Origin of the sequence: Pontibacter amylolyticus (assembly GCF_014638845.1) — a bacterium.
GTDB classification, from domain to species: Bacteria; Bacteroidota; Bacteroidia; order Cytophagales; family Hymenobacteraceae; genus Pontibacter; species Pontibacter amylolyticus.
In genome coordinates, this window is the sequence record NZ_BMFP01000001.1 from 507,591 (window position 1) to 525,375 (window position 17,785).

At 52.9% G+C, this 17,785-nt stretch carries 19 protein-coding genes; 2 read left to right on the forward strand and 17 right to left on the reverse strand.

What is annotated here, in order from left to right; genetic code table 11:
• Positions 1 to 31: 31 nt before the first annotated feature.
• The 11 genes from IEV97_RS02245 to IEV97_RS02295 all read right to left on the reverse strand — a co-directional run bounded on the left by IEV97_RS02245 (position 32) and on the right by IEV97_RS02295 (position 10,874).
• Positions 32 to 1,297: an amidohydrolase gene (locus tag IEV97_RS02245; protein ID WP_188499870.1), complete on the reverse strand. Its 1,266-nt coding sequence runs from the start codon at positions 1,295 to 1,297 to the stop codon at positions 32 to 34.
• Positions 1,298 to 1,324: 27 nt separating this feature from the next.
• On the reverse strand, positions 1,325 to 2,803 hold the full coding sequence (locus tag IEV97_RS02250) for an MFS transporter (RefSeq protein WP_188499871.1): 1,479 nt from the start codon (positions 2,801 to 2,803) through the stop codon (positions 1,325 to 1,327).
• 144 nt (positions 2,804 to 2,947) lie between these two features.
• Positions 2,948 to 3,481 (reverse strand): TetR/AcrR family transcriptional regulator, encoded by a 534-nt coding sequence (locus IEV97_RS02255; RefSeq protein ID WP_188499872.1) that lies wholly within the window; start codon positions 3,479 to 3,481, stop codon positions 2,948 to 2,950.
• Positions 3,482 to 3,514: 33 nt separating this feature from the next.
• Complete coding sequence (gene pcaF / locus IEV97_RS02260; RefSeq protein ID WP_188499873.1) at positions 3,515 to 4,723, reverse strand: 3-oxoadipyl-CoA thiolase; 1,209 nt, start codon at positions 4,721 to 4,723, stop codon at positions 3,515 to 3,517.
• A gap of 13 nt (positions 4,724 to 4,736) precedes the next feature.
• On the reverse strand, positions 4,737 to 5,234 hold the full coding sequence (locus tag IEV97_RS02265; protein ID WP_188499874.1) for an FUSC family protein: 498 nt from the start codon (positions 5,232 to 5,234) through the stop codon (positions 4,737 to 4,739).
• A 44-nt stretch (positions 5,235 to 5,278) separates the two neighbouring features.
• Positions 5,279 to 6,628, reverse strand: coding sequence for a 3-oxoacid CoA-transferase (locus tag IEV97_RS02270; protein ID WP_188499875.1), 1,350 nt, complete (start codon positions 6,626 to 6,628; stop codon positions 5,279 to 5,281).
• A 7-nt stretch (positions 6,629 to 6,635) separates the two neighbouring features.
• A complete protein-coding gene (gene pcaD / locus IEV97_RS02275) occupies positions 6,636 to 7,445 on the reverse strand; it encodes a 3-oxoadipate enol-lactonase (RefSeq protein ID WP_188499876.1) in 810 nt (269 codons plus the stop codon).
• 19 nt (positions 7,446 to 7,464) lie between these two features.
• Entirely contained in the window at positions 7,465 to 8,382 is a 918-nt protein-coding gene (gene catA, locus IEV97_RS02280) for a catechol 1,2-dioxygenase (RefSeq protein ID WP_188499877.1), read from the reverse strand.
• A 39-nt stretch (positions 8,383 to 8,421) separates the two neighbouring features.
• Positions 8,422 to 8,718, reverse strand: coding sequence for a muconolactone Delta-isomerase (gene catC, locus IEV97_RS02285; protein ID WP_188499878.1), 297 nt, complete (start codon positions 8,716 to 8,718; stop codon positions 8,422 to 8,424).
• 3 nt (positions 8,719 to 8,721) lie between these two features.
• Positions 8,722 to 9,840, reverse strand: a complete 1,119-nt coding sequence (locus IEV97_RS02290) for a muconate/chloromuconate family cycloisomerase (protein WP_188499879.1) — start codon at positions 9,838 to 9,840, stop codon at positions 8,722 to 8,724.
• Positions 9,841 to 9,986: 146 nt separating this feature from the next.
• Positions 9,987 to 10,874 carry a helix-turn-helix domain-containing protein gene (locus IEV97_RS02295; RefSeq protein ID WP_188499880.1) on the reverse strand — a complete coding sequence of 296 codons (888 nt, stop codon included), beginning with the start codon at positions 10,872 to 10,874 and terminating at the stop codon, positions 9,987 to 9,989.
• A gap of 113 nt (positions 10,875 to 10,987) precedes the next feature.
• Between IEV97_RS02295 and IEV97_RS02300 the strand changes: the two genes are divergently transcribed.
• Positions 10,988 to 12,031: an LLM class flavin-dependent oxidoreductase gene (locus tag IEV97_RS02300; RefSeq protein WP_188499881.1), complete on the forward strand. Its 1,044-nt coding sequence runs from the start codon at positions 10,988 to 10,990 to the stop codon at positions 12,029 to 12,031.
• A gap of 81 nt (positions 12,032 to 12,112) precedes the next feature.
• On the opposite strand, the gene IEV97_RS02305 is transcribed toward IEV97_RS02300, so the two are convergent.
• The 6 genes from IEV97_RS02305 to IEV97_RS02330 all read right to left on the reverse strand — a co-directional run bounded on the left by IEV97_RS02305 (position 12,113) and on the right by IEV97_RS02330 (position 16,803).
• Positions 12,113 to 13,075: an adenylate/guanylate cyclase domain-containing protein gene (locus tag IEV97_RS02305; RefSeq protein ID WP_188499882.1), complete on the reverse strand. Its 963-nt coding sequence runs from the start codon at positions 13,073 to 13,075 to the stop codon at positions 12,113 to 12,115.
• Between the two features lie 23 nt (positions 13,076 to 13,098).
• Positions 13,099 to 13,395, reverse strand: coding sequence for a GNAT family N-acetyltransferase (locus tag IEV97_RS02310; protein ID WP_188499883.1), 297 nt, complete (start codon positions 13,393 to 13,395; stop codon positions 13,099 to 13,101).
• A 39-nt stretch (positions 13,396 to 13,434) separates the two neighbouring features.
• Complete coding sequence (locus IEV97_RS02315) at positions 13,435 to 13,800, reverse strand: cupin domain-containing protein (RefSeq protein ID WP_188499884.1); 366 nt, start codon at positions 13,798 to 13,800, stop codon at positions 13,435 to 13,437.
• Between the two features lie 47 nt (positions 13,801 to 13,847).
• Positions 13,848 to 14,783 (reverse strand): ring-cleaving dioxygenase, encoded by a 936-nt coding sequence (locus tag IEV97_RS02320; RefSeq protein WP_188499885.1) that lies wholly within the window; start codon positions 14,781 to 14,783, stop codon positions 13,848 to 13,850.
• A 78-nt stretch (positions 14,784 to 14,861) separates the two neighbouring features.
• Positions 14,862 to 15,401: a YceI family protein gene (locus IEV97_RS02325; RefSeq protein WP_188499886.1), complete on the reverse strand. Its 540-nt coding sequence runs from the start codon at positions 15,399 to 15,401 to the stop codon at positions 14,862 to 14,864.
• Between the two features lie 424 nt (positions 15,402 to 15,825).
• Positions 15,826 to 16,803 (reverse strand): ring-cleaving dioxygenase, encoded by a 978-nt coding sequence (locus IEV97_RS02330; RefSeq protein WP_188499887.1) that lies wholly within the window; start codon positions 16,801 to 16,803, stop codon positions 15,826 to 15,828.
• 304 nt (positions 16,804 to 17,107) lie between these two features.
• Between IEV97_RS02330 and IEV97_RS02335 the strand changes: the two genes are divergently transcribed.
• The gene (locus IEV97_RS02335) at positions 17,108 to 17,767 is read left to right on the forward strand and encodes an NADPH-dependent FMN reductase (RefSeq protein WP_188499888.1); all 660 of its coding nucleotides are present in this window, start codon (positions 17,108 to 17,110) and stop codon (positions 17,765 to 17,767) included.
• Positions 17,768 to 17,785: the final 18 nt, after the last annotated feature.

The following is a 17,785-nucleotide window of genomic DNA, read 5'->3' on the forward strand; positions in this document are numbered from 1 at the left end:
AGCTCTTTCTTTCCGATTCCCCAGGCCCGGTTTAATGGAACCAGGCTGCGGCGGCTGTCATCATCGCCTGCAAACCGGTTTTTAAGGTTGGGTGTATGACTGGCGCAAACTTGGGTGAATGATTACTGGGTATAGAGTTTATCCGATCTGCTTCTTTAGCAGCCAGATAGGTCTGGGGGTCGGTTCCGCCCACAAACCAGAAAACATAAGGCACTTGCCAGTTCCGGCCAAAAATACTGAAGTCCTCGCTGGCAGAGGCGGGCTTGGTTTCAAAAGCCCTGTCGCCAAACTGTATCTTGAAGGCCTCCACCACTCTGGCGGTGGCTTCGGCATCGTTTACAGTCATCGGGTAACTGACTAGCTCCGTAAACTCAGGATCCCTCGGAGCATTGGAAGCGGCACATTCCGCACAGCAGATTCGTTTTACCGCTGAAAGGATGTGATCCTTTACACTGTCGTTGAAGGTGCGGATATTGAGTTTGAGCGTGGCCTCTTCGGGGATGATATTTTCCTTCGTGCCTGCCTGCAGCGCACCTACGGTCAGCACGGCATTCTCGATCGGGGCTACCTCACGGGAAATAATGGTCTGCAGGCGCATGGTGGTAGCCGCCGCCATGACTACCGGGTCGATGGAGGTATGGGGCAGGGAACCATGTGATCCACGCCCAAAAAGTCTTACTTTCAGGCTGTTGCCGGCTGATAAAATAGTGCCGCTGCGATACTTTACAGTGCCGGCTTCTCCCACCATCACATGCTGCCCCAGGATGATATCCGGCTTGGGGAAACGCTCCATCATGCCATCGTCTATCATACTCTGGGCACCGCGTCCTACTTCTTCGCCCGGCTGGAAAACGGCCATTAGCGTCCCTCTCCACAGGTCTCTGTTTTCTGAAAACAGCCTGGCTGCGCCCATCAGCCAGGTAACATGCAGGTCGTGACCGCAAACATGCGAGACACCAACCTCTGTTCCTTCTTCGTCTCTGGCTATTTTCGTACTGGCATAGGGCAGGCCTGTGTCTTCGGTTACAGGCAGTGCATCCATATCCGCCCGAAGCATCACAACCGGGCCGTCGCCATTCTGTAAAATACCTACCACACCGGTCACCCCAACGCCCGTTGAAACCTCAAACTGGTATCGGGTTAAATAATCCGCAGCAATTTTAGCCGTCCGGAATTCCTCCATTGATAATTCCGGGTTCTGGTGAATGTCTTTATAGATCGCTTCCAGCTCGGGGAGCAGCGGCTCTATCAGGCTGTCCATTTTATCATTGAAGGCTTTGATTTGAGGAATCTCCATCGCGATAGTGTTAACTAAAACTAAAAATTATACGTCGGCTGAAACAAGGGCTTCTTTTGGGCTGCTCTTCGGGATCGTCAGCAGGATGGCAACGATGGCTACTACGATCATGAATACGTTGAACAGCAGCCCTATACCGGCTGCATACCGCACATTTACATTATCGGTTCGGCCCATAAATAGATCAGCCAAAGGCGGTATACCTTCCATTTCGCTAAGTCCGTAAAAAATGGCTGCGGATATGGCGACGCCAAATGCAGCACCCAACGACGATGCCATCTTGTAAATGCCGGACGCTGAACCGGCCTTATCTCCCGGAACATTACTTAAAGCTGCATCCGTAGAGGGCGTGGCATAGAAACCCAATCCGATACCAAACAATGTGAACCCAATAAAGGAAACGATGATGTATTGTGTAGCTAATAAAAAGGTAAGACTGGTGAGTAATATCCCGACCCCTGTTATAAAGCAGCCCATCAGCATGGGTTTTCTTGGCCCCATCCTTTGCAGCAATTTCTCACCCACTCGAATCGTGCTCAGTACGGCCACTAAATAACCGACCGTAATCAAGCCTGATTGTAAAGAAGACAAGCCCGCTTCGGCCTGTACGAGCGCCAGCGAGACCAGCAGCGTTCCGGCAGCCCCGTTGAGCAGGAAATTGGACAGCGTGGCGCCTGAAAATGTTTGATTATGAAAAAGGGACAAATCAACAAAGCCGTTCTCGCTCCGTTTTTCTATTCTTAAAAAAACAACAGTAGCAATGATAAAAACGGCTATGCCTGCAAGCACCGCAGGGCTTAACCAGCCGAGCCCCGAGCCTTGCCCGATGACAATGTTGATGGCCAGCATGGCGATGATAAAAGCAATCAGCCCCGGCCAGTCAAAGGACTTTTCGTTTGGGGCCGTTGATTTGCTTTCCGGCGTTCCTCTTATTAATAAATAGCTGATAATAGCGACGATGATAGACAGCACAAAGATCCAGCGCCACCCCATGGTGGAGGCAACCAGGCCACCAAATAATGCGCTAAGGCCGGAGCCGCCCCATGAACCGATAGACCAGAAGCTAAGGGCTCGCTGCCGGGCCTTCCCATCATAGTAGGCTTTCATCAATGCCAGTGTGGCAGGCATGATGCAGGCTGCTGAAAGCCCCTGCAGGATGCGCCCCGCCAACAGAAACACGGCAGTACCAGATGGTGAGATAACAATGAGAAAGGAACCGATAATACTTAGCAGCAACCCTATGTATGTCAATTTCACCCGGCCAATCCGGTCAGCAAGCCCACCAGCTACCACTATAAAAATTCCGGAGAACAGCGCCGTAATACTGACTGCGAGGTTGTTGAGGTCGTGGCTGATGTTCAGGTCTTCCTGCATGGCAGGTGCAATGTTCAGGGTGGTTTGTGCAAATAGCCAGAATGTGATAACGGCTAAGACAATACCTAGAATAAGTTTATCTGTTCCCTGGTAGTTTGCAGTAGTAGCCTGGGTTTGATTGGGAGAAGCCATACGCACATGATCATTTATGATTTGAACGTAATTGGCTGTAAAACAACAATGAAAAATAGAAAAATACTTCTTTCAGGCCAACCGCTCTGTCTGCCCGGCAGGTATGACGACTTCGATATTGGACAATAATTTCAGGACGCTCCTCTAGAACTTATATTTCTGCTTCATTACCTCAATCAGCTCCTTCTTTACGGAAGCGTCAGGCTGGTGCGCGGCAAAATATTTCCAGACGCCATCGATGTGAATCAGCAAAAGTTCTGCCTCCAGGACGGGGTTGTCATACCCTAACGCACTGAAACATTCCGTCAGCCTGAGCTGGCAGGGGCGCATGAAATTTTCGTGGTAGCGGGATGAGATGGGGTTGAGCGGCATGATCTTGTACTGCATGCGCCAGAAGCCGGGGTTGGAACGCGTGAGGTGTATCGGCAGCTCGATCATGCTGTTGATGTAGGCGCTTTCCGAAAGTCCTTTCAGGTATAGGTTGGTTTCAACAGCGGCAGTCTGGTACGCTTTTTTGATGATGGTTTCGAGCAAATGGTCTTTGGTGCCGTAGTGCTTGAAAATCAGCGCTTCTGAAGTGTTGGCTTCAGAAGCGATTGATTTAGTGGAAGTGGCCCGGACGCCATTCTCCGTAAACAGCTTTAAGGCAGCGTCGAGTATGGCCTCTTTCTTACTCATCAGATTTTAATCAATAAATCAGAGAAAAGGATCTTATACCCTTTCCAGTATGACGGCATAACCCTGCCCTACGCCCACACACATGGTCGCCAGTGCATAGCGTTTCTGCAGCCTTTTCAGGGAAAGGGCCGCGCTGTACACGATGCGCGTACCGGACATACCCAGCGGATGTCCCAGGGCAATAGCCCCACCATTCACATTAAGGCGCTCGTCATCATCTGCCAGGCCCCAGGCCCTGGTACAGGCCAGGCTCTGCGCGGCAAAGGCTTCGTTCAGTTCGATGATGTCCATGTCGGCCAGGGTTAAGCCCGCTCGCTGCAGCGCTTTTTCAGTAGCGGGTACCGGACCAATGCCCATGATGCGGGGCTCTACGCCGACCACTGCCGAACTCACGATACGGGCCAGCGGCTTGAGGTTGTATCGCTCCAGGGCTTCTTCAGAAACGATGTAAGTGGCTGCCGCTCCGTCGTTTAAACCGGATGCGTTTCCGGCCGTCACGGTGCCATTGGCCTTGAAGGCGGGCTTCAGTTTGGCCAGTGTCTCCAGGGTGGTGTTCGGTCGTACAAATTCATCTTCCGAAACGATGACCGGTTCGCCTTTTCGCTGCGGAATTTTGACGGGCATGATCTCTTCTGCCATTATACCATTCTCCTGCGCCTTGGCCGCTTTCATTTGCGAATGATAAGAGAATTTGTCCTGGTCTTCCCGCGAGATTTCATACATTTCAGCCAGGTTTTCTGCCGTCACGCCCATGGGGTCAGTACCGTATACCTCTTCCATTTTGGGGTTGATGAAGCGCCAGCCGAAACTGGAGTCGTGCATCTCAGAATCGTTGCCGAAGGCTTTGCTGGGTTTGGAAACCACCAAGGGGCCGCGCGTCATGTGCTCTACGCCTCCGGCTATAAACACGTCGCCATCGCCTGCCTTAATGGCCCGCACTGCATGGATAACGGCCGACATACCGGAAGCACACAGGCGGTTCACGGTTTCGCCGGGCACTGTGACCGGCAGTCCGGCCAACAGACCCGCCATGCGGGCTACGTTCCGGTTATCCTCGCCCGCCTGGTTGTGGCAGCCCAGGATCACATCGTCCACGGCCTCTTTGGGTATGGCCGGATTTCGGGAGACTAATTCTTTTATGACCATCGCTGCCAGGTCGTCGGTGCGGATAGGCGAAAGTCCACCGCCCAGCTTTCCGACCGGAGTCCTGATTCCATCCACGATATAGGCTTGCTTGCTCATGATATTTCTTGATTTAACTGGTTTGGTCTCTTCTTAGCTTATCAGTTAAAAACGAGGTCGCGCCGGACACGCCATATCCGATCATACAACCCAACGCGACACATAAAAAACGTTCCACCCCCGCCCAGTTCGACATGGTTTCCTGCTCATGTATCACCACAATAACAAGAGCCACCACAGCGGTCCTGGCCACACTCATCAGGTTAAAAAAATGGCAGACCAGAATGGATACTGCGATTCCAAGCACCATCATCAATACCTGGGGCACCTGGAGCAACACACATAACAGTCCGACACTCGACCCGATCAGGTTCGATTTTACGCGTTCAACCGTCAGTCTGGAAGAGTCCTTTATTTCCGGAGACAAGACCAGCAGGATGGAGATCATCGTCCAGTAGAACTCAAACTGTGGGAAAGCCAGGTATAGCGCGTAGCCGATCAGGAAGCCAATGGTACACCGGATAATGTACAGGACCATGTCTACATCAATGCTATACCTCTTGACTGCCATCTGTGCGGTTCTCCTTCACATAATTGAGCGGCGCGGTCCCATTTCTAGGCTGAAAGCGCCTCTTTGAATGTTGCGCTCGTTTTCTCCCGCACCTCTTCCAGAGTCGCGCCCGGCATCAGCTCGGTCAGCGTCAGTTGCCCGTCGATAAAGCGGAAAACGGCCAGGTCTGTGATGATCATGTCCACCGCTTTCAGGGCTGTGAGCGGCAGTGCGCAGGTCGGGACCACTTTAGCAGAGCCGTCTTTGTTGGTATGGGTCATGGTGATGATAAGCGTCTTGGCACCTGAAGCCAGGTCCATGGCACCGCCCACCCCCAGCAGCGGCTGACCGGGCACGGCCCAGTTGGCCAGGTTTGCCTGCTCGTCAACTTCCAGTCCGCCCATCACGGCAATGTCCACATGTCTGCCCCGGATCATGGCAAAGGAATCGGCACTGTCGAAGTAGCTGGAGCCCGGAAGCGCCGTTACCGGAATCTTGCCGGCATTGACAGGGTAATCCATCGCACCACCGCCATCTTTTGGCGACGGCCCCACACCCAGCATGCCGTTTTCGGTGTGCATCACAATGCCGTCTTCCGGCGTGATAAGATCGGCCACCAGGGTAGGTATACCTATACCCAGGTTCACAACATCACCTCTTTTGAGCTCCTGCAAGGCACGTTTGGCCATGTTCATGCGGCGTTCGCTCACCTTGCGTGAAGATTCAACAGAGGCAGATGAGCCCAGATCCTCCAAGGTCAGCGTGGCCTGCACGAGGTAGTTCACATAAGAGCCCGGCGTGTGCACGTGCTCCGGCGCTATCTCCCCAACCGGCACAATCTCCTCCACCTCGGCGATCACCAGATCGGCGGCGGTGGCCATGGCGCGGTTAAAGTTCTGCTCCGTCATGCGGTAGCTCAGGTTGCCGGCCGTGTCGGCTCTCCAGGCGCGCACAAAGGCCACGTTGCCTCTTATACCTTCCACAAAAACCTGCTCCTTCCCCTGGATCACTTTCGTTTCGCGGCCCTTCGCCAGTTCGGTGCCGGCTGAGGTAGGCGTATAAAAGCCGCCTATACCTGCGCCGCCGGCCCGGATGGCTTCGGCCAGGGTGCCCTGCGGCAGTAGCTCGTATTCAACGTCGCCGTCCTGTGCTGCTTTCACCGCCTCCGGGTTGCTGGTAAAGAAAGAACCGATCATCTTTTTGATCTGCCCGTTTCGCAGCAGTTTGCCTCCGCCTATACCTGCCTCGCCGACGTTGTTGCCGATAAAGGTCAGGTTCCTGGTTCCGGTTTCGGCAAGCGCGTGCATCAGGTGCACCGGATTGCCCGTCATCCCAAAACCGCCCTGCAGCAAAATATCCCCATCCTTTACCAAAGCAACCGCTTCTTCAAGGCTTATCTGTGGTACCGATTTCATGTCTATATCAATGGTAGATTTCTAAATAAAAGTCGCCTTCATTTTTGGCGGCGTAGAGCACGTTTTTGGCAAACTCAACAGGCAATTCCACACTGGACAGATGGTTGGCCTCGAGCTGCACGTGCCGGGAACGGGGTATGCCGCTGGCCAGAAATTCGCCGTCGACAGTTGTCGTCACCTCGTCCTGGGTGCCGCTGATGACGAGGGTCGGCACTTTCAGATTCGATAGGGCCTTCCTGAAATCGGCGTCGCGCACAGCAGCACAACAGGCAATGTACCCCTGCAGGGACGTCTGCGTAAATTTCTCCAGTACATCACGTACCGCTTCCGGATGCTCCTGCCTGAAGGCCGGGGTAAACCAGCGCTGTGCCGTGCCATCCAGTATACTTCCCAGGCCGTGCTCTTTCACCTGGGCAATGCGGGCGTTCCAACCTTCTGCTGTTCCGATCTTTGCGGCCGTGTTGGCGATGATGTTCTTAATGAACCGCTCCGGGTGGTGGATGCCCAGCCACTGCCCGATCTGCCCGCCCATTGAGAGGCCGCAGAAGTATACCTTGCCCAACCTCAGGTGATCCAGCAAAGCGATGACATCCTGCCCCAGCTCTTCGATGGTGACGGTGTCCGAATTGATGGAGCTTTGGCCATGCCCGCGTGTGTCGTAGCGCAGTATGTTGAGGTGCTTCCTCAGGCAATGCACGACCTTGTCCCACATGCTCAGGTCCGTGCCCAGTGAGTTGGAGAACACGATGGTATCATCGTGCCCCAGGTCCTCATAGGTATAGTAACAGTCGTTACCGGCGATTTGTATTGTTGGCATCTGGTCCTGTGCTAAGGTTTTAACGTGGTCCGTGCGTGCGCTCTATCTCTGCAGCGAACACGCCTTCCCGCTCTTTGTGTATCTCAAAATCGAAATCGATGGAAGCGAAAGGTTCGTCGATGTTGAATTTCTCTTTGGCTTCTGATGCGGAGTAGCGTGTGATGTGCGGCACCAGTTCCTCGCGGGAGGCAAAGGCGAAGTCATCCCAGATCAGCGGGTCACCTTCTATGTTGATCTGCGTGGTTAGTTTGCGATGTCCGGGCGCTGTCACAAAGAAGTGGATGTGTGCCGGACGGTTGCCATGGCGGCCAATGGCCTTGAGTAACTGGTCTGTCGCGCCGCCGGGAGGACAGCTATAACCCACCGGTAAAATGCTCTTGAATTTATACCTGCCGTTTTCGTCGGTGATGATGGCCCGGCGCAGGTTGAAAGGCGGCTGTGATGAGTCGAAAATAGAGTACATGCCGCGCAGGTTGCAATGCCATACCTCAACCTTCGCGCCAGGCACTGGCTTGCCGTCTTCATCCTTCACCTGGCCTTGCATGTAGAGTCGCTCCCCTCCTTCTTCCGGCTCGGTTTCCAGCTCGGCGTAACCAACCGATTCCGGTGAGCCAGGCACGTACAGCGGACCTTCAATTGTTCTCGGGGTGCCCCCTGTTATACCGGCTTTGGCTTCGGCCTCGTCCATGCGCAGGTCCAGGAAGTGCTCCAGCCCGATGCCGGCCACGACCAGTCCCCATTCGTTGTTTCTGCCGGTTGTGGTAAGCCAGTCAACCGCCTTCCAGATCTCCTCCGGCTGAATGTCCAGGTCCTCGATGGCGTAGAACAGGTCGGTGGTGAGGCGGTTTACAATCTCTTTGATGCGCTCTGAGCCTTGTCCGGGCACTTCTGTTGATTTGATTCTTTCAACAACGGCGTCTATCTGACTTCTTTCCATGATAGTTAAAGGTTTAGTTTGATTAGTTTTTAAGGTGAGTTAGTGGGCCTCTTCCTCGTTCTTGACAGAAGAGTAATGCTGGCAGAGGGCAGTCACTTCCACCTGCATAAACGGGTATAGCGGAAGCGACATGAGGATGTCGTGGAGTTCGCCTGCACTGTCCACATTAAAAATGCTGATGTTGGCATACTGGCCGGCGATGCGCCAGATGTGCGTCCATTTGCCCTTGCGCTGCAGCTCCTGCGAAAGCGCCTTCTCTTTCGCCTTCAATTCCTCCACATAGGTTTTATCTAAATCCAGTGGGATATCCACCAGCATGTGCACGTGAAATAGCATAGCTTATTTTCTTTTGAATTTTTCTAACTGATTCATATCCAGCTCTATCCCCAAACCCGGCCCCTGCGGAATTTCCATGACGCCGTTCTGGTAGGTCAGTCTATTCTTGACGATATCCTCTGTGAGCAGAAGCGGACCAAAGAGTTCGGTGCCCCAGCCTAGAGGCAGGGTGCTGAAAACCTGTGCCGAAGCCACTGTGCCCACCGTGCCCTCCAGCATGGTGCCGCCGTACAGGCTGATGCCTGCCGCCTGCGCAATGGCCGCCTGTTTCTGGATATTGGTCAAACCACCGGCTTTGGAGATCTTCAGGGCAAACACACTGCCCCCTCCTATTTTGGCGAGCTTAAAGGCGTCCGACACCGTCCCGGCCGCTTCGTCGGCCATAATCGGTACTTTAAAGTATTGCGTGAGTCGGGCAAGTCCGTCAAAGTTCGTTTTGATGATGGGCTGTTCGATCAGGTCTATTCCATCCTCCTGCAACATTGCTATACCTTGTTTGGCGACACTTTCCGTCCAGGCCTGGTTGACGTCCACGGTCACTTTCACATCGGGGCCGACGGCTCTTTTGATCGCACTCACATGCCGCACATCGGTTTTCCATTCATGGCGACCGATCTTCAGTTTGAAGGTATTGTGCCGGCCCTCTTTTAGGAGCGCGTGGGCTTCCTCTATGTCTTTTTGAGTATCCCCGCTGGCAAGGGTCCACAGCACGGGCAAGGTATGGGTCAGGGCTCCGCCGAGCAGGGTGGCCACGGATACGCCGAGCCGTTTACCCTGGGCATCCAAAAGGGCCGTCTCGATGGCGGACTTGACAAAGTTGTTTCCCTTGATGTGACTCTCGAGCAAAGCCATAAGGGCGTTGATGCTGAGGGCTGATTTACCCTGCAGCAGAGGGGCAATGTAAGTATCCAGCGTCAGCTTCATGCCTTCCGGCGATTCATCCCCGTAGCTCAGTCCGCCAATAGTGGTCGCCTCGCCTATCCCTTCGATGCCGTCGCTGCAGAACAGGCGCACGATGACCATGGCCTGGTTGCGCATCACGGCCATCGACAAGTGGTGCGGACGGATAGTGGGCAGATCCACGATAACGGACTCAATCCGCTGTATATGAATACCTTTCATGTTCTTGATGTACGAGTGTATGTTAAAAATGAGCGTGCACTTACATAGGAAAGTAACCACTCACTAAGTATTACAAATGTACTCGTACAGCAGCCCTACGGGTAGGACAGATGCGCTTTTACCAAGACAAATCGAACATGAAGGGGTTAGGTGCGTTTCACGCCTATCTTTTTGCGGAATTCCAGGGGTGTCTGGCCGGTCCTTTTCTTAAAGAGCCGGGCAAAATAGGCGGGGTCCTCGAAGCCGAGCGAGTAAGAAATGTCGGCAATGTTGCTGTCCACATCGGAGAGCGCCAACTGGGCTTTGGTGATGAAATAGTCGATTAGGAGGTCCTTGGGTGACTGGCCGGCGTTGCTTCTGCAGATGCGGCTCAGGTGACCGGTGGAGATGAACAGGTCGCGGGCGTATTCTTCCACCGTTTTCTTGTAGGAATTCTCTGCCCGTATGAGTTGCTGAAAACGCCGGAAGTATACCTTGCTGATGTTGGAGGAGGAGAAGAAAGCTCGTTTACCGCCCAGCGAGATACGGTAGAGTTGCACCAGCATCTGCCCGACCAGGTACTGCAGCATCAGGAGCCTGCCGGGAAACGTGCTGTTGTATTCGTCCACACACTGCTGCATGGTTTCAAATACTTCCATTGTGGCTGGCTCTTCCTGCGTAACCGACACCATATGCACTTCCTCCATCCCGAAAATCACATCGGCTTCCCGCTGCAGCATGTGCTCCAGCACGGTGTCCGCCAGGTTGATGATCCAACCGGAAACATCTGTCAGGTGCAGAAAGCCGTGTTCAATATTTTTGGGGACTACCAGAAAAGCCGGGGCCTGTATCGTGACTTTCTCTGATCCATAATGAAACTCAGTTTGTCCTTCCCGGACGAGAAAGATCTGCAGAAAATGATTGTGAGCATGCAGTTTTACCTGTCCCTGGTGCTGCTTCCCGATTTCTCCGAAAGGATGCACATGAATGAGCCCTTTTGCAAATTCGATGGTGTTGGTGCCGTAAAGCCCTTTGTAAAACCGTTTCTCCTGCATGTTTTAAGTTGGCACATTTCGCGATAGGAAGCAAATGAATTTAAGTCAGGTTGCTCAAAGTTTGTGTAGATTGCGTAATTTATACTTTGTGTGGAACAGTTGAAATCTTACCTATGGAAATCGGAATAACCACCTTCGTCGAGAATACCCCGGACCCTTATACCGGCAAGATGCTTCGTCCTGAGGAAAGGATGCAAAACCTGATGGAGGAAATAGAACTGGCAGACCAGGTGGGCCTGGATGTTTTTGCCATTGGCGAGCACCACCGCCCCGACTACATCGTATCCTCCCCGGCTGTTGTCCTGGCAGCAGCGGCCGTAAAAACCAAAAACATCAGGTTATCGAGTGGTGTGACGGTATTGAGTTCCGACGATCCGGTGCGTGTTTTCCAGGATTTCGCGCACGTTGATCTCCTATCAAAAGGCAGGGCCGAGATCATGGCCGGTCGCGGCTCCTTCATTGAGTCTTTTCCGCTTTTCGGCAACGACCTGAAAGACTATGACACGCTGTTTTCAGAGAAGCTGGAACTGCTGATAGCACTCAACAAAAGTGAGAAAATTACGTGGGAAGGCAAACACCGGCCGGCTATCGATAACCGCGGGGTCTATCCGAGGCCCTTCCAGCAGGAGCTGCCGATCTGGGTGGCGGTAGGCGGTACGCCTCAATCGGTGGTGCGGGCGGCTACGCATGGCCTGCCAATGGCGCTGGCCATCATTGGCGGGGAGCCGGAGCGTTTTGTGCCGTTCACGAACCTGTACAAGGAAACCTACAACAAAGCCGGACACGATCCTGCCAAAATGCAGCTGGCCATCAATTCGCATGGGTTCATTGCGGATGATGCGCAGAAAGCCGCTGATGCTTATTATGGCCCCTATGCTTACGTGATGAGCAAGCTCGGGCGCGAACGGGGTTGGTCTCCGATGAACAGGGAACACTACGAAGCGATGCGCGCTCCGAAGGGATCTTTGCTGGTCGGCAGTCCGCAGCAGGTCATCGATAAAATACTGTACGAGCATGAGCTGTTCGGCAATACCCGTTTTCTGTTGCATATCAGCGTGGGTACCCTGCCGCATGACATCCTGATGCGCGCTATCGAGTTGCTTGGAACGGTGGTGGCACCGGCCGTTAAAAAAGCTGTGGCAAAAGCTTCGTCCTAAAGCCGCTTACAATGCTTAGGCTTTCATCCATTTGAAGCAGCCAAGGCAGGCAAGCTGGTCGGTTGACCTGTAAATCCAGACCTATACCTGCCTGGTTTCGGGGAGAACCGGGGTGTCTTTTATTTCGTAGGGCTTCCCGATCAGCCTCACTTCATAAGGCGTGCTGACGCCCTTCAGATTCAGGTAATTACAACCCACGGAATACGGCGGATTCTTAAGTAAGCGGTAGGCAACAGCTGAGATCACGAAACTGTTGTTCAGCTCTTTGGTGGCGGCCTGTAGCCGGGCGGCAATGTTCACCGGAAAGCCCATCACCGTCAGGTTATGGCTCAGGCCTATACCTACGTTACCCACCACCACCTTCCCTACGTGCACGCCTATACCTACTTCAAAGGTATGGTTAAAGTAAGGCCGCATGTAGGTATTGTTAAAGATCCGCAGGTCGGACAGTATCTTTAACCCGGCCAGCACGGCCGAGTTGGCGGCTTGCTTTATTCTACTGTTCAGCCCAAAGACGGCATATAGGCCATCACCTGCTGTGTCGATTATCTCCCCATCGTACTGGGTGATGGCATTTTTGAAAAGCGCGAAGATCCTGCGCATGATGTGGATGACATCGAAGGGCAGGCTCCTTTCGACAAAAGGCGTAAAGTCACGGATATCGATAAAGAAGAGCGCCAGCTTACGGCTCTCCCCCATCACGGTGGTAAAGCTGTCTTCCGTGTCATCAACAAAAATAAAACGGTCAATTTCATCCCGGATCAGCCGCTGCACGGCTACCCCTTCCCCGTTTACCCGGGACTGGCAGGCGAGCCGCACATTGTCCGGAAACTTCTTCACTTTCTTAATCGCCTGCTCCAATACGGTGGGCGGCGTCAGCTTTTCCTGCCCCTCCAGTACCAGCACGCGGCAAGTGGTGCATTGCCCTTTTCCACCGCAGGCGTGGTAGTGCGGAATACCGGCAGCCAGAGAAGCCTGCAGAATCGTCTGCCGCTCCTCTACCGGTACTGCTTTCTCGCCTTTGAAATTTACATGATGGGTCATGGGGGCTTTTCGTTGATTATATTTTACTCGCTTTTAGCCGACTCCTTACGCACCAGGTACTGGTATTCCGGGTGCTTTTTAAGGTATGAGCGCATATAGGGGCACAGCGGCACCAGCTCCAGTTTGTTAGCTGCCATATGCTCCAGTGCATACCTGGTCATGGCGCCGGCTATACCTCTGCCTTCCAGTGCTTTTGGCACCTCGGTATGCAGCACGGTCATCACGCCGGGCTTCAGTTTATACTCGATGATGGCGGTATGGCCTTCCAGGGTTGTCTCGAACCTGTTTTCGGCCGGATTATCTTTTACTTCTATCTCCATGATACTAATTCTTCGTTTTGCTCTTATAAAGGATGGTGGCTATACCTTAGCCAGCGTGATGAAAATAGAGCTCCGGACGGCCTGCTCCAGGTTACGGGTTTTGTGGCCCTTCCCGGTTGTGTCCTCCAGCAGCAGGACTTCCCCTTGCCTGAAGGTGCGTTTGTCACCCAGTGAGGTCTCTATCTCTATACCTACATCCAGCACGACAAGGTACTGCCGGGCCGGTGCCGTGTGAAAATCGTAATCATAAGTAGACGGCACTTTCCGGAAAATGACACTCTCCGCTACCTCCGGCTCCGACAGGAAACCGATCTCCCCTTCCGGATTCAGTGGTCTGGTAATATCCTCAAACCTGCTGTCGCCGTTTTCGTCAGCGTATACCCTGGTTATTGCAAAATTCTCCATAGCTACTCTCTTCTTTTATACTTACACTTTGCTTGCTTTTACCCAGCTTAGTCAATCTTAGGCAGGGCTGCTTCTATCTCCGCTCTGCGCGACTCGTAACGTGGGGGCAGCAGCAAACCGGTTCCCAGTTCTTCCCACGGCTCGTCGATGCCAAATCCGGGGTTGTCGGTGGCGATCTCGAACAGGATGCCGTTCGGTTCGCGGAAGTAGAGTGAGTAAAAATAGTTGCGGTCTATCTTCTGGGTGATGTTGTAGCCCAGGTCGGCAATCTTTTTCTGAAAATGCATCAGCACCTCCTCGTTCTTCACCCGGAAAGCGATGTGGTGGTTGGTGCCGGCACCGCCCAGACCGCGCGGCTCGTGGGGCAGTTCCACCAGGTCGATGATGTTGGCCGTGTCCACCGCGTCGGTAACGTAGCGGTAGCGGTTCACGCTTTGCTCCTGCAAGGTATAGCCGAAGATATCGGTCAGCACCTGCGCTGTTTTCTCCTTGTCCTGCACCGTCAGCGTCACGCCATGAAAGCCCCTGGTCGCGGCGGCAGCTTTCACTTCGTCGGTTTCCCAGGGCGTTCGGTTATCCTGAGTTTTGGGGATCACCAGTTCCAGTTTCAGACCATCCGGATCCAGAAATGTGAGGTACTTCTCACCGAACTTTTCGGAGGGTTTGTTGTAAGTGACGTAGTGCTTTTCGAAGCGGTCGATCCAGAAATCGAAGCTGCCTTCTGGCACCGCGTAGGCAATGTTGGTGGCCATGCCGGTGCCGGCGCTTCCCTTGCGGGCTCCCTCGTGCGGAAAGAAAGTCAGGATAGTGCCTGCGCTGCCTTTTTCATCCCCGAAATAAAAGTGGTAGGTACCCGGATCGTCGAAGTTGACGGTCTTTTTGAGCAGGCGCAGGCCCAGTACTTTGGTATAAAAATCAAGATTTTGTTTGGCCATACCCGCGATCGCTGTGATGTGGTGCAGGCCTGCTATTCTATTTTCCATGATCTTAGTTTTCTATGCCATCTACCTGGTAATCAGGTATACGGCTGTTTCCTATATTGAATTATCTGCCAGTCCGGTTTACACCGTCTGCTTCACCAACTGCACTTCTGCGTGCAGTCTGATCTCGTCACTCACCACCACGCTGCCCGCTTCGGTCACAGCGTTCCAGGTGAGGCCAAATTCCTTGCGGCTGATCTTTCCGTCTACCGTAAAGCCGGCTTTTGTCTGTCCGTACGGGTCGACGACAATACCGCCAAGTTCCACCTTTACGGTCACTGGTTGGGTGACATCGCGTATGCTCAACTCGCCATGCAGTTTGTAGTCACTGCCTCCTACATGCTCATAACTGTTAGCCACAAAGCGGATTTCGTTGTGCTTCTCCACGTCAAAAAAGTCCGGCGATTTCAGGTGTGTGTCGCGTTGCTCGTTGTTGGTGCTGATCGAATTGACATCGGCCGTAAAAACAACACGCTCCACGTTCATGAAAGCCTCATCCGGTGTAAGCGCCTCTATGTTAAAGTTTCTGAAATAACCTGTCACGGTCGTGATCATCAGGTGCTTTACCTTGAACTGTACTTCGCTGTGTATCGGGTCAACTACCCATTTTGTATTAGCCATGATGCTATCTTTATTTTAATTTTTACTTCTGAAAAGCGGTTATGTTTGAATGAAACCATAATACAAATGTAGATACATTTATTGTATATACATTAATTATTGATAAAAAGTTTTGGTTTCCTGAATCAAACAGTGATTACGTAGCCCTTTCTGTGTCCTGTAGCATGTACCACGCTTCAGCACTTTCAGGGAATTTATCAGTTAAGGTATAGCTGGCGTAACCGCAGGCTTGTTGGGTGGCATTGGAATGTGTGGCCTCAAAAGTATGAAGGGAAAAGTGCGTTAAGGAAAACCAAACGCAGGTAGAGGTGCCCGGCAAGCTATTTAGAACACTTAGGATTGGCTGAAAAACCTTGCTCCGGCAGATAAGTCTATACTTCAGCCAAGTAACTTCTTCTCAGCTATACCTGCTATCCGAACGGCTTTACTCTTTGGTAAACTCCTTCGTACTCCGCACGGTGTCAATCGGCCGGACCATTTTTTCGATGGCTTCGCGCTTCGGCTCCAGGAAGGGAGGCAGGGATAGTTTCTCGCCCAGCGTTTCATAGGGTTCGTCTCCCATAAATCCAGGACCATCCGTAGCCAGCTCAAATAAAATTCCGGGTGCAACGCGTGTGTACAGCGACTCGAAAAAGTGACGATTGACGTAGCCGGAAGTCGCGAGTCCGATCCTGTTCATGCGCTCAATCCATTCTTCCAGCGCGGCACGGTCTTCTACCCGGAACGCTACGTGGTGCACCGTGCCAAAGCCCTGCTGCGCCATCGGGAGACTCCCGTTCTTTTCGACGATAACGGAAGCGCCGTTTCCACCCTCCCCCACTTCAAACAAATGAAAGGCTCCTTCCTGGGCAGTCTCTTTAAACAAAAGCACTTTCTCCAGCACTTCTTTAAAATAGTCGAAGTCTCCGATCCGGATAAAGACCGGACCCAAGCCCGTGATGGCATGCTCCAGCGGAACGGGGCCTTTTTGCCAGGGTGTGCCCGAGGCTATACCTCTATTTGTTTCGTCAGAAATTAACTGGTATTGCTGATCGTCAAAATCAACGAAGGGAAGCGTTTTCTTGCCAAACTGCGTTTTGACACCTTCATGCTTTACTTTCAGGCGGTCAAATCGTTTTTGCCAATACGCCAGGGCTGCATCGCCGGGCACTCTGAAAGAGGTCCTGGCGATCTCGTTTGTGCCGTGCCTGCCTTTTGGAATGCCGGGGAAGTCAAAGAAAGTCATATCCGTCCCGGCACTGCCCTTATCGTCGGCGAAGAACAAATGGTAGGTTTGAATATCGTCCTGGTTGACCGTTTTTTTCACCAGCCGCATCCCCAGCACGTTCGTGAAAAAGTCATAGATCTTTTCTGCGCTGCTCGTAATAGCCGTTACATGGTGCACCCCTTTTAGTTCGTTCATCCTGTTTGCCCTCGATTGATCCTGTTAACAGTATACGCTTTACCCCTATACCTATACGTTGATAACCAATGGAGAAGGTATAGCAATTATGATAGGCAGGGCACCCCATCTATGCACGCACCGGTTCCGCAAATGCGAATTGTCAGAGGGAAACCCACCGCCTGCCTCCTGATAACTTTTTATTGCGTTCTCGTTTAACAAATGAAGCGAGAGGCACCGCCACTGCAGGTGAAAATGCCGGACTCGCGTGAAAAGACAAGACAGACAGGCGATGCCTGCAAGAACTTATAAGAAAGGATAGCAAATGGAAGAGCAACAGAATAAAGGTCGTGAGCATACCAGTTTCCTGGTTTTTTCAGCCTCGCTCAGGAGCGGATCGCTCAATACCAAACTGGCAAAGCTGGCCGTGAAAGTCATTGAGAAACATGGCGGCACAGTAGACTTTGCTGATATGGCGGAGTTCGACTGCCCCACCTTCAATCAGGATCTGGAAGTGGACGGCTATCATCCGGATGGGGCCAAAGCGTTTCGGGAACGTATTCTGGCTAACGACGCCATGATCGTTTCGTCACCCGAGTACAACGGTTCCATGCCCGGCTACCTTAAAAATGTGATCGACTGGACTTCCCGTTTCCGTCCGCAACCCTTCCACCAGCACCACGCCCTGCTGATGTCCGCTTCCCCCTCTATGGCGGGCGGTAACCGCGGGCTCTGGGCACTGCGCGTCCCCTTTGAGCACCTAGGCACCAGGGTATACCCGGATATGTTTTCGCTGGCCACTGCCCACGAGGCCTTTCATGAAGATGGCAGCCTGAAAGATAAAACGCTGGCCAAACGGTTTGAGGACAACCTGGTTGCGTTCATGAACCTGGTGGAGGCGTCCAAGCATTATCCGTGCATCAAAAAGGCCTGGGTGGAGTTTCTGGGAGAAAAACCAGCGAAGGAAACAGAGCGGGTGGAATAGGCAGGTGTCCTAAGTTAC

Excerpts from the sequence above, each read along its gene's own strand:
- IEV97_RS02245 (WP_188499870.1), bottom strand. The coding sequence starts at position 1,297 with ATGGAGATTCCTCAAATCAAAGCCTTCAATGATAAAATGGACAGCCTG.
- IEV97_RS02250 (WP_188499871.1), bottom strand. The coding sequence starts at position 2,803 with ATGGCTTCTCCCAATCAAACCCAGGCTACTACTGCAAACTACCAGGGA.
- IEV97_RS02255 (WP_188499872.1), bottom strand. The coding sequence starts at position 3,481 with ATGAGTAAGAAAGAGGCCATACTCGACGCTGCCTTAAAGCTGTTTACG.
- pcaF (WP_188499873.1), bottom strand. The coding sequence starts at position 4,723 with ATGAGCAAGCAAGCCTATATCGTGGATGGAATCAGGACTCCGGTCGGA.
- IEV97_RS02265 (WP_188499874.1), bottom strand. The coding sequence starts at position 5,234 with ATGGCAGTCAAGAGGTATAGCATTGATGTAGACATGGTCCTGTACATT.
- IEV97_RS02270 (WP_188499875.1), bottom strand. The coding sequence starts at position 6,628 with ATGAAATCGGTACCACAGATAAGCCTTGAAGAAGCGGTTGCTTTGGTA.
- pcaD (WP_188499876.1), bottom strand. The coding sequence starts at position 7,445 with ATGCCAACAATACAAATCGCCGGTAACGACTGTTACTATACCTATGAG.
- catA (WP_188499877.1), bottom strand. The coding sequence starts at position 8,382 with ATGGAAAGAAGTCAGATAGACGCCGTTGTTGAAAGAATCAAATCAACA.
- catC (WP_188499878.1), bottom strand. The coding sequence starts at position 8,718 with ATGCTATTTCACGTGCACATGCTGGTGGATATCCCACTGGATTTAGAT.
- IEV97_RS02290 (WP_188499879.1), bottom strand. The coding sequence starts at position 9,840 with ATGAAAGGTATTCATATACAGCGGATTGAGTCCGTTATCGTGGATCTG.
- IEV97_RS02295 (WP_188499880.1), bottom strand. The coding sequence starts at position 10,874 with ATGCAGGAGAAACGGTTTTACAAAGGGCTTTACGGCACCAACACCATC.
- IEV97_RS02300 (WP_188499881.1), top strand. The coding sequence starts at position 10,988 with ATGGAAATCGGAATAACCACCTTCGTCGAGAATACCCCGGACCCTTAT.
- IEV97_RS02305 (WP_188499882.1), bottom strand. The coding sequence starts at position 13,075 with ATGACCCATCATGTAAATTTCAAAGGCGAGAAAGCAGTACCGGTAGAG.
- IEV97_RS02310 (WP_188499883.1), bottom strand. The coding sequence starts at position 13,395 with ATGGAGATAGAAGTAAAAGATAATCCGGCCGAAAACAGGTTCGAGACA.
- IEV97_RS02315 (WP_188499884.1), bottom strand. The coding sequence starts at position 13,800 with ATGGAGAATTTTGCAATAACCAGGGTATACGCTGACGAAAACGGCGAC.
- IEV97_RS02320 (WP_188499885.1), bottom strand. The coding sequence starts at position 14,783 with ATGGAAAATAGAATAGCAGGCCTGCACCACATCACAGCGATCGCGGGT.
- IEV97_RS02325 (WP_188499886.1), bottom strand. The coding sequence starts at position 15,401 with ATGGCTAATACAAAATGGGTAGTTGACCCGATACACAGCGAAGTACAG.
- IEV97_RS02330 (WP_188499887.1), bottom strand. The coding sequence starts at position 16,803 with ATGAACGAACTAAAAGGGGTGCACCATGTAACGGCTATTACGAGCAGC.
- IEV97_RS02335 (WP_188499888.1), top strand. The coding sequence starts at position 17,108 with ATGGAAGAGCAACAGAATAAAGGTCGTGAGCATACCAGTTTCCTGGTT.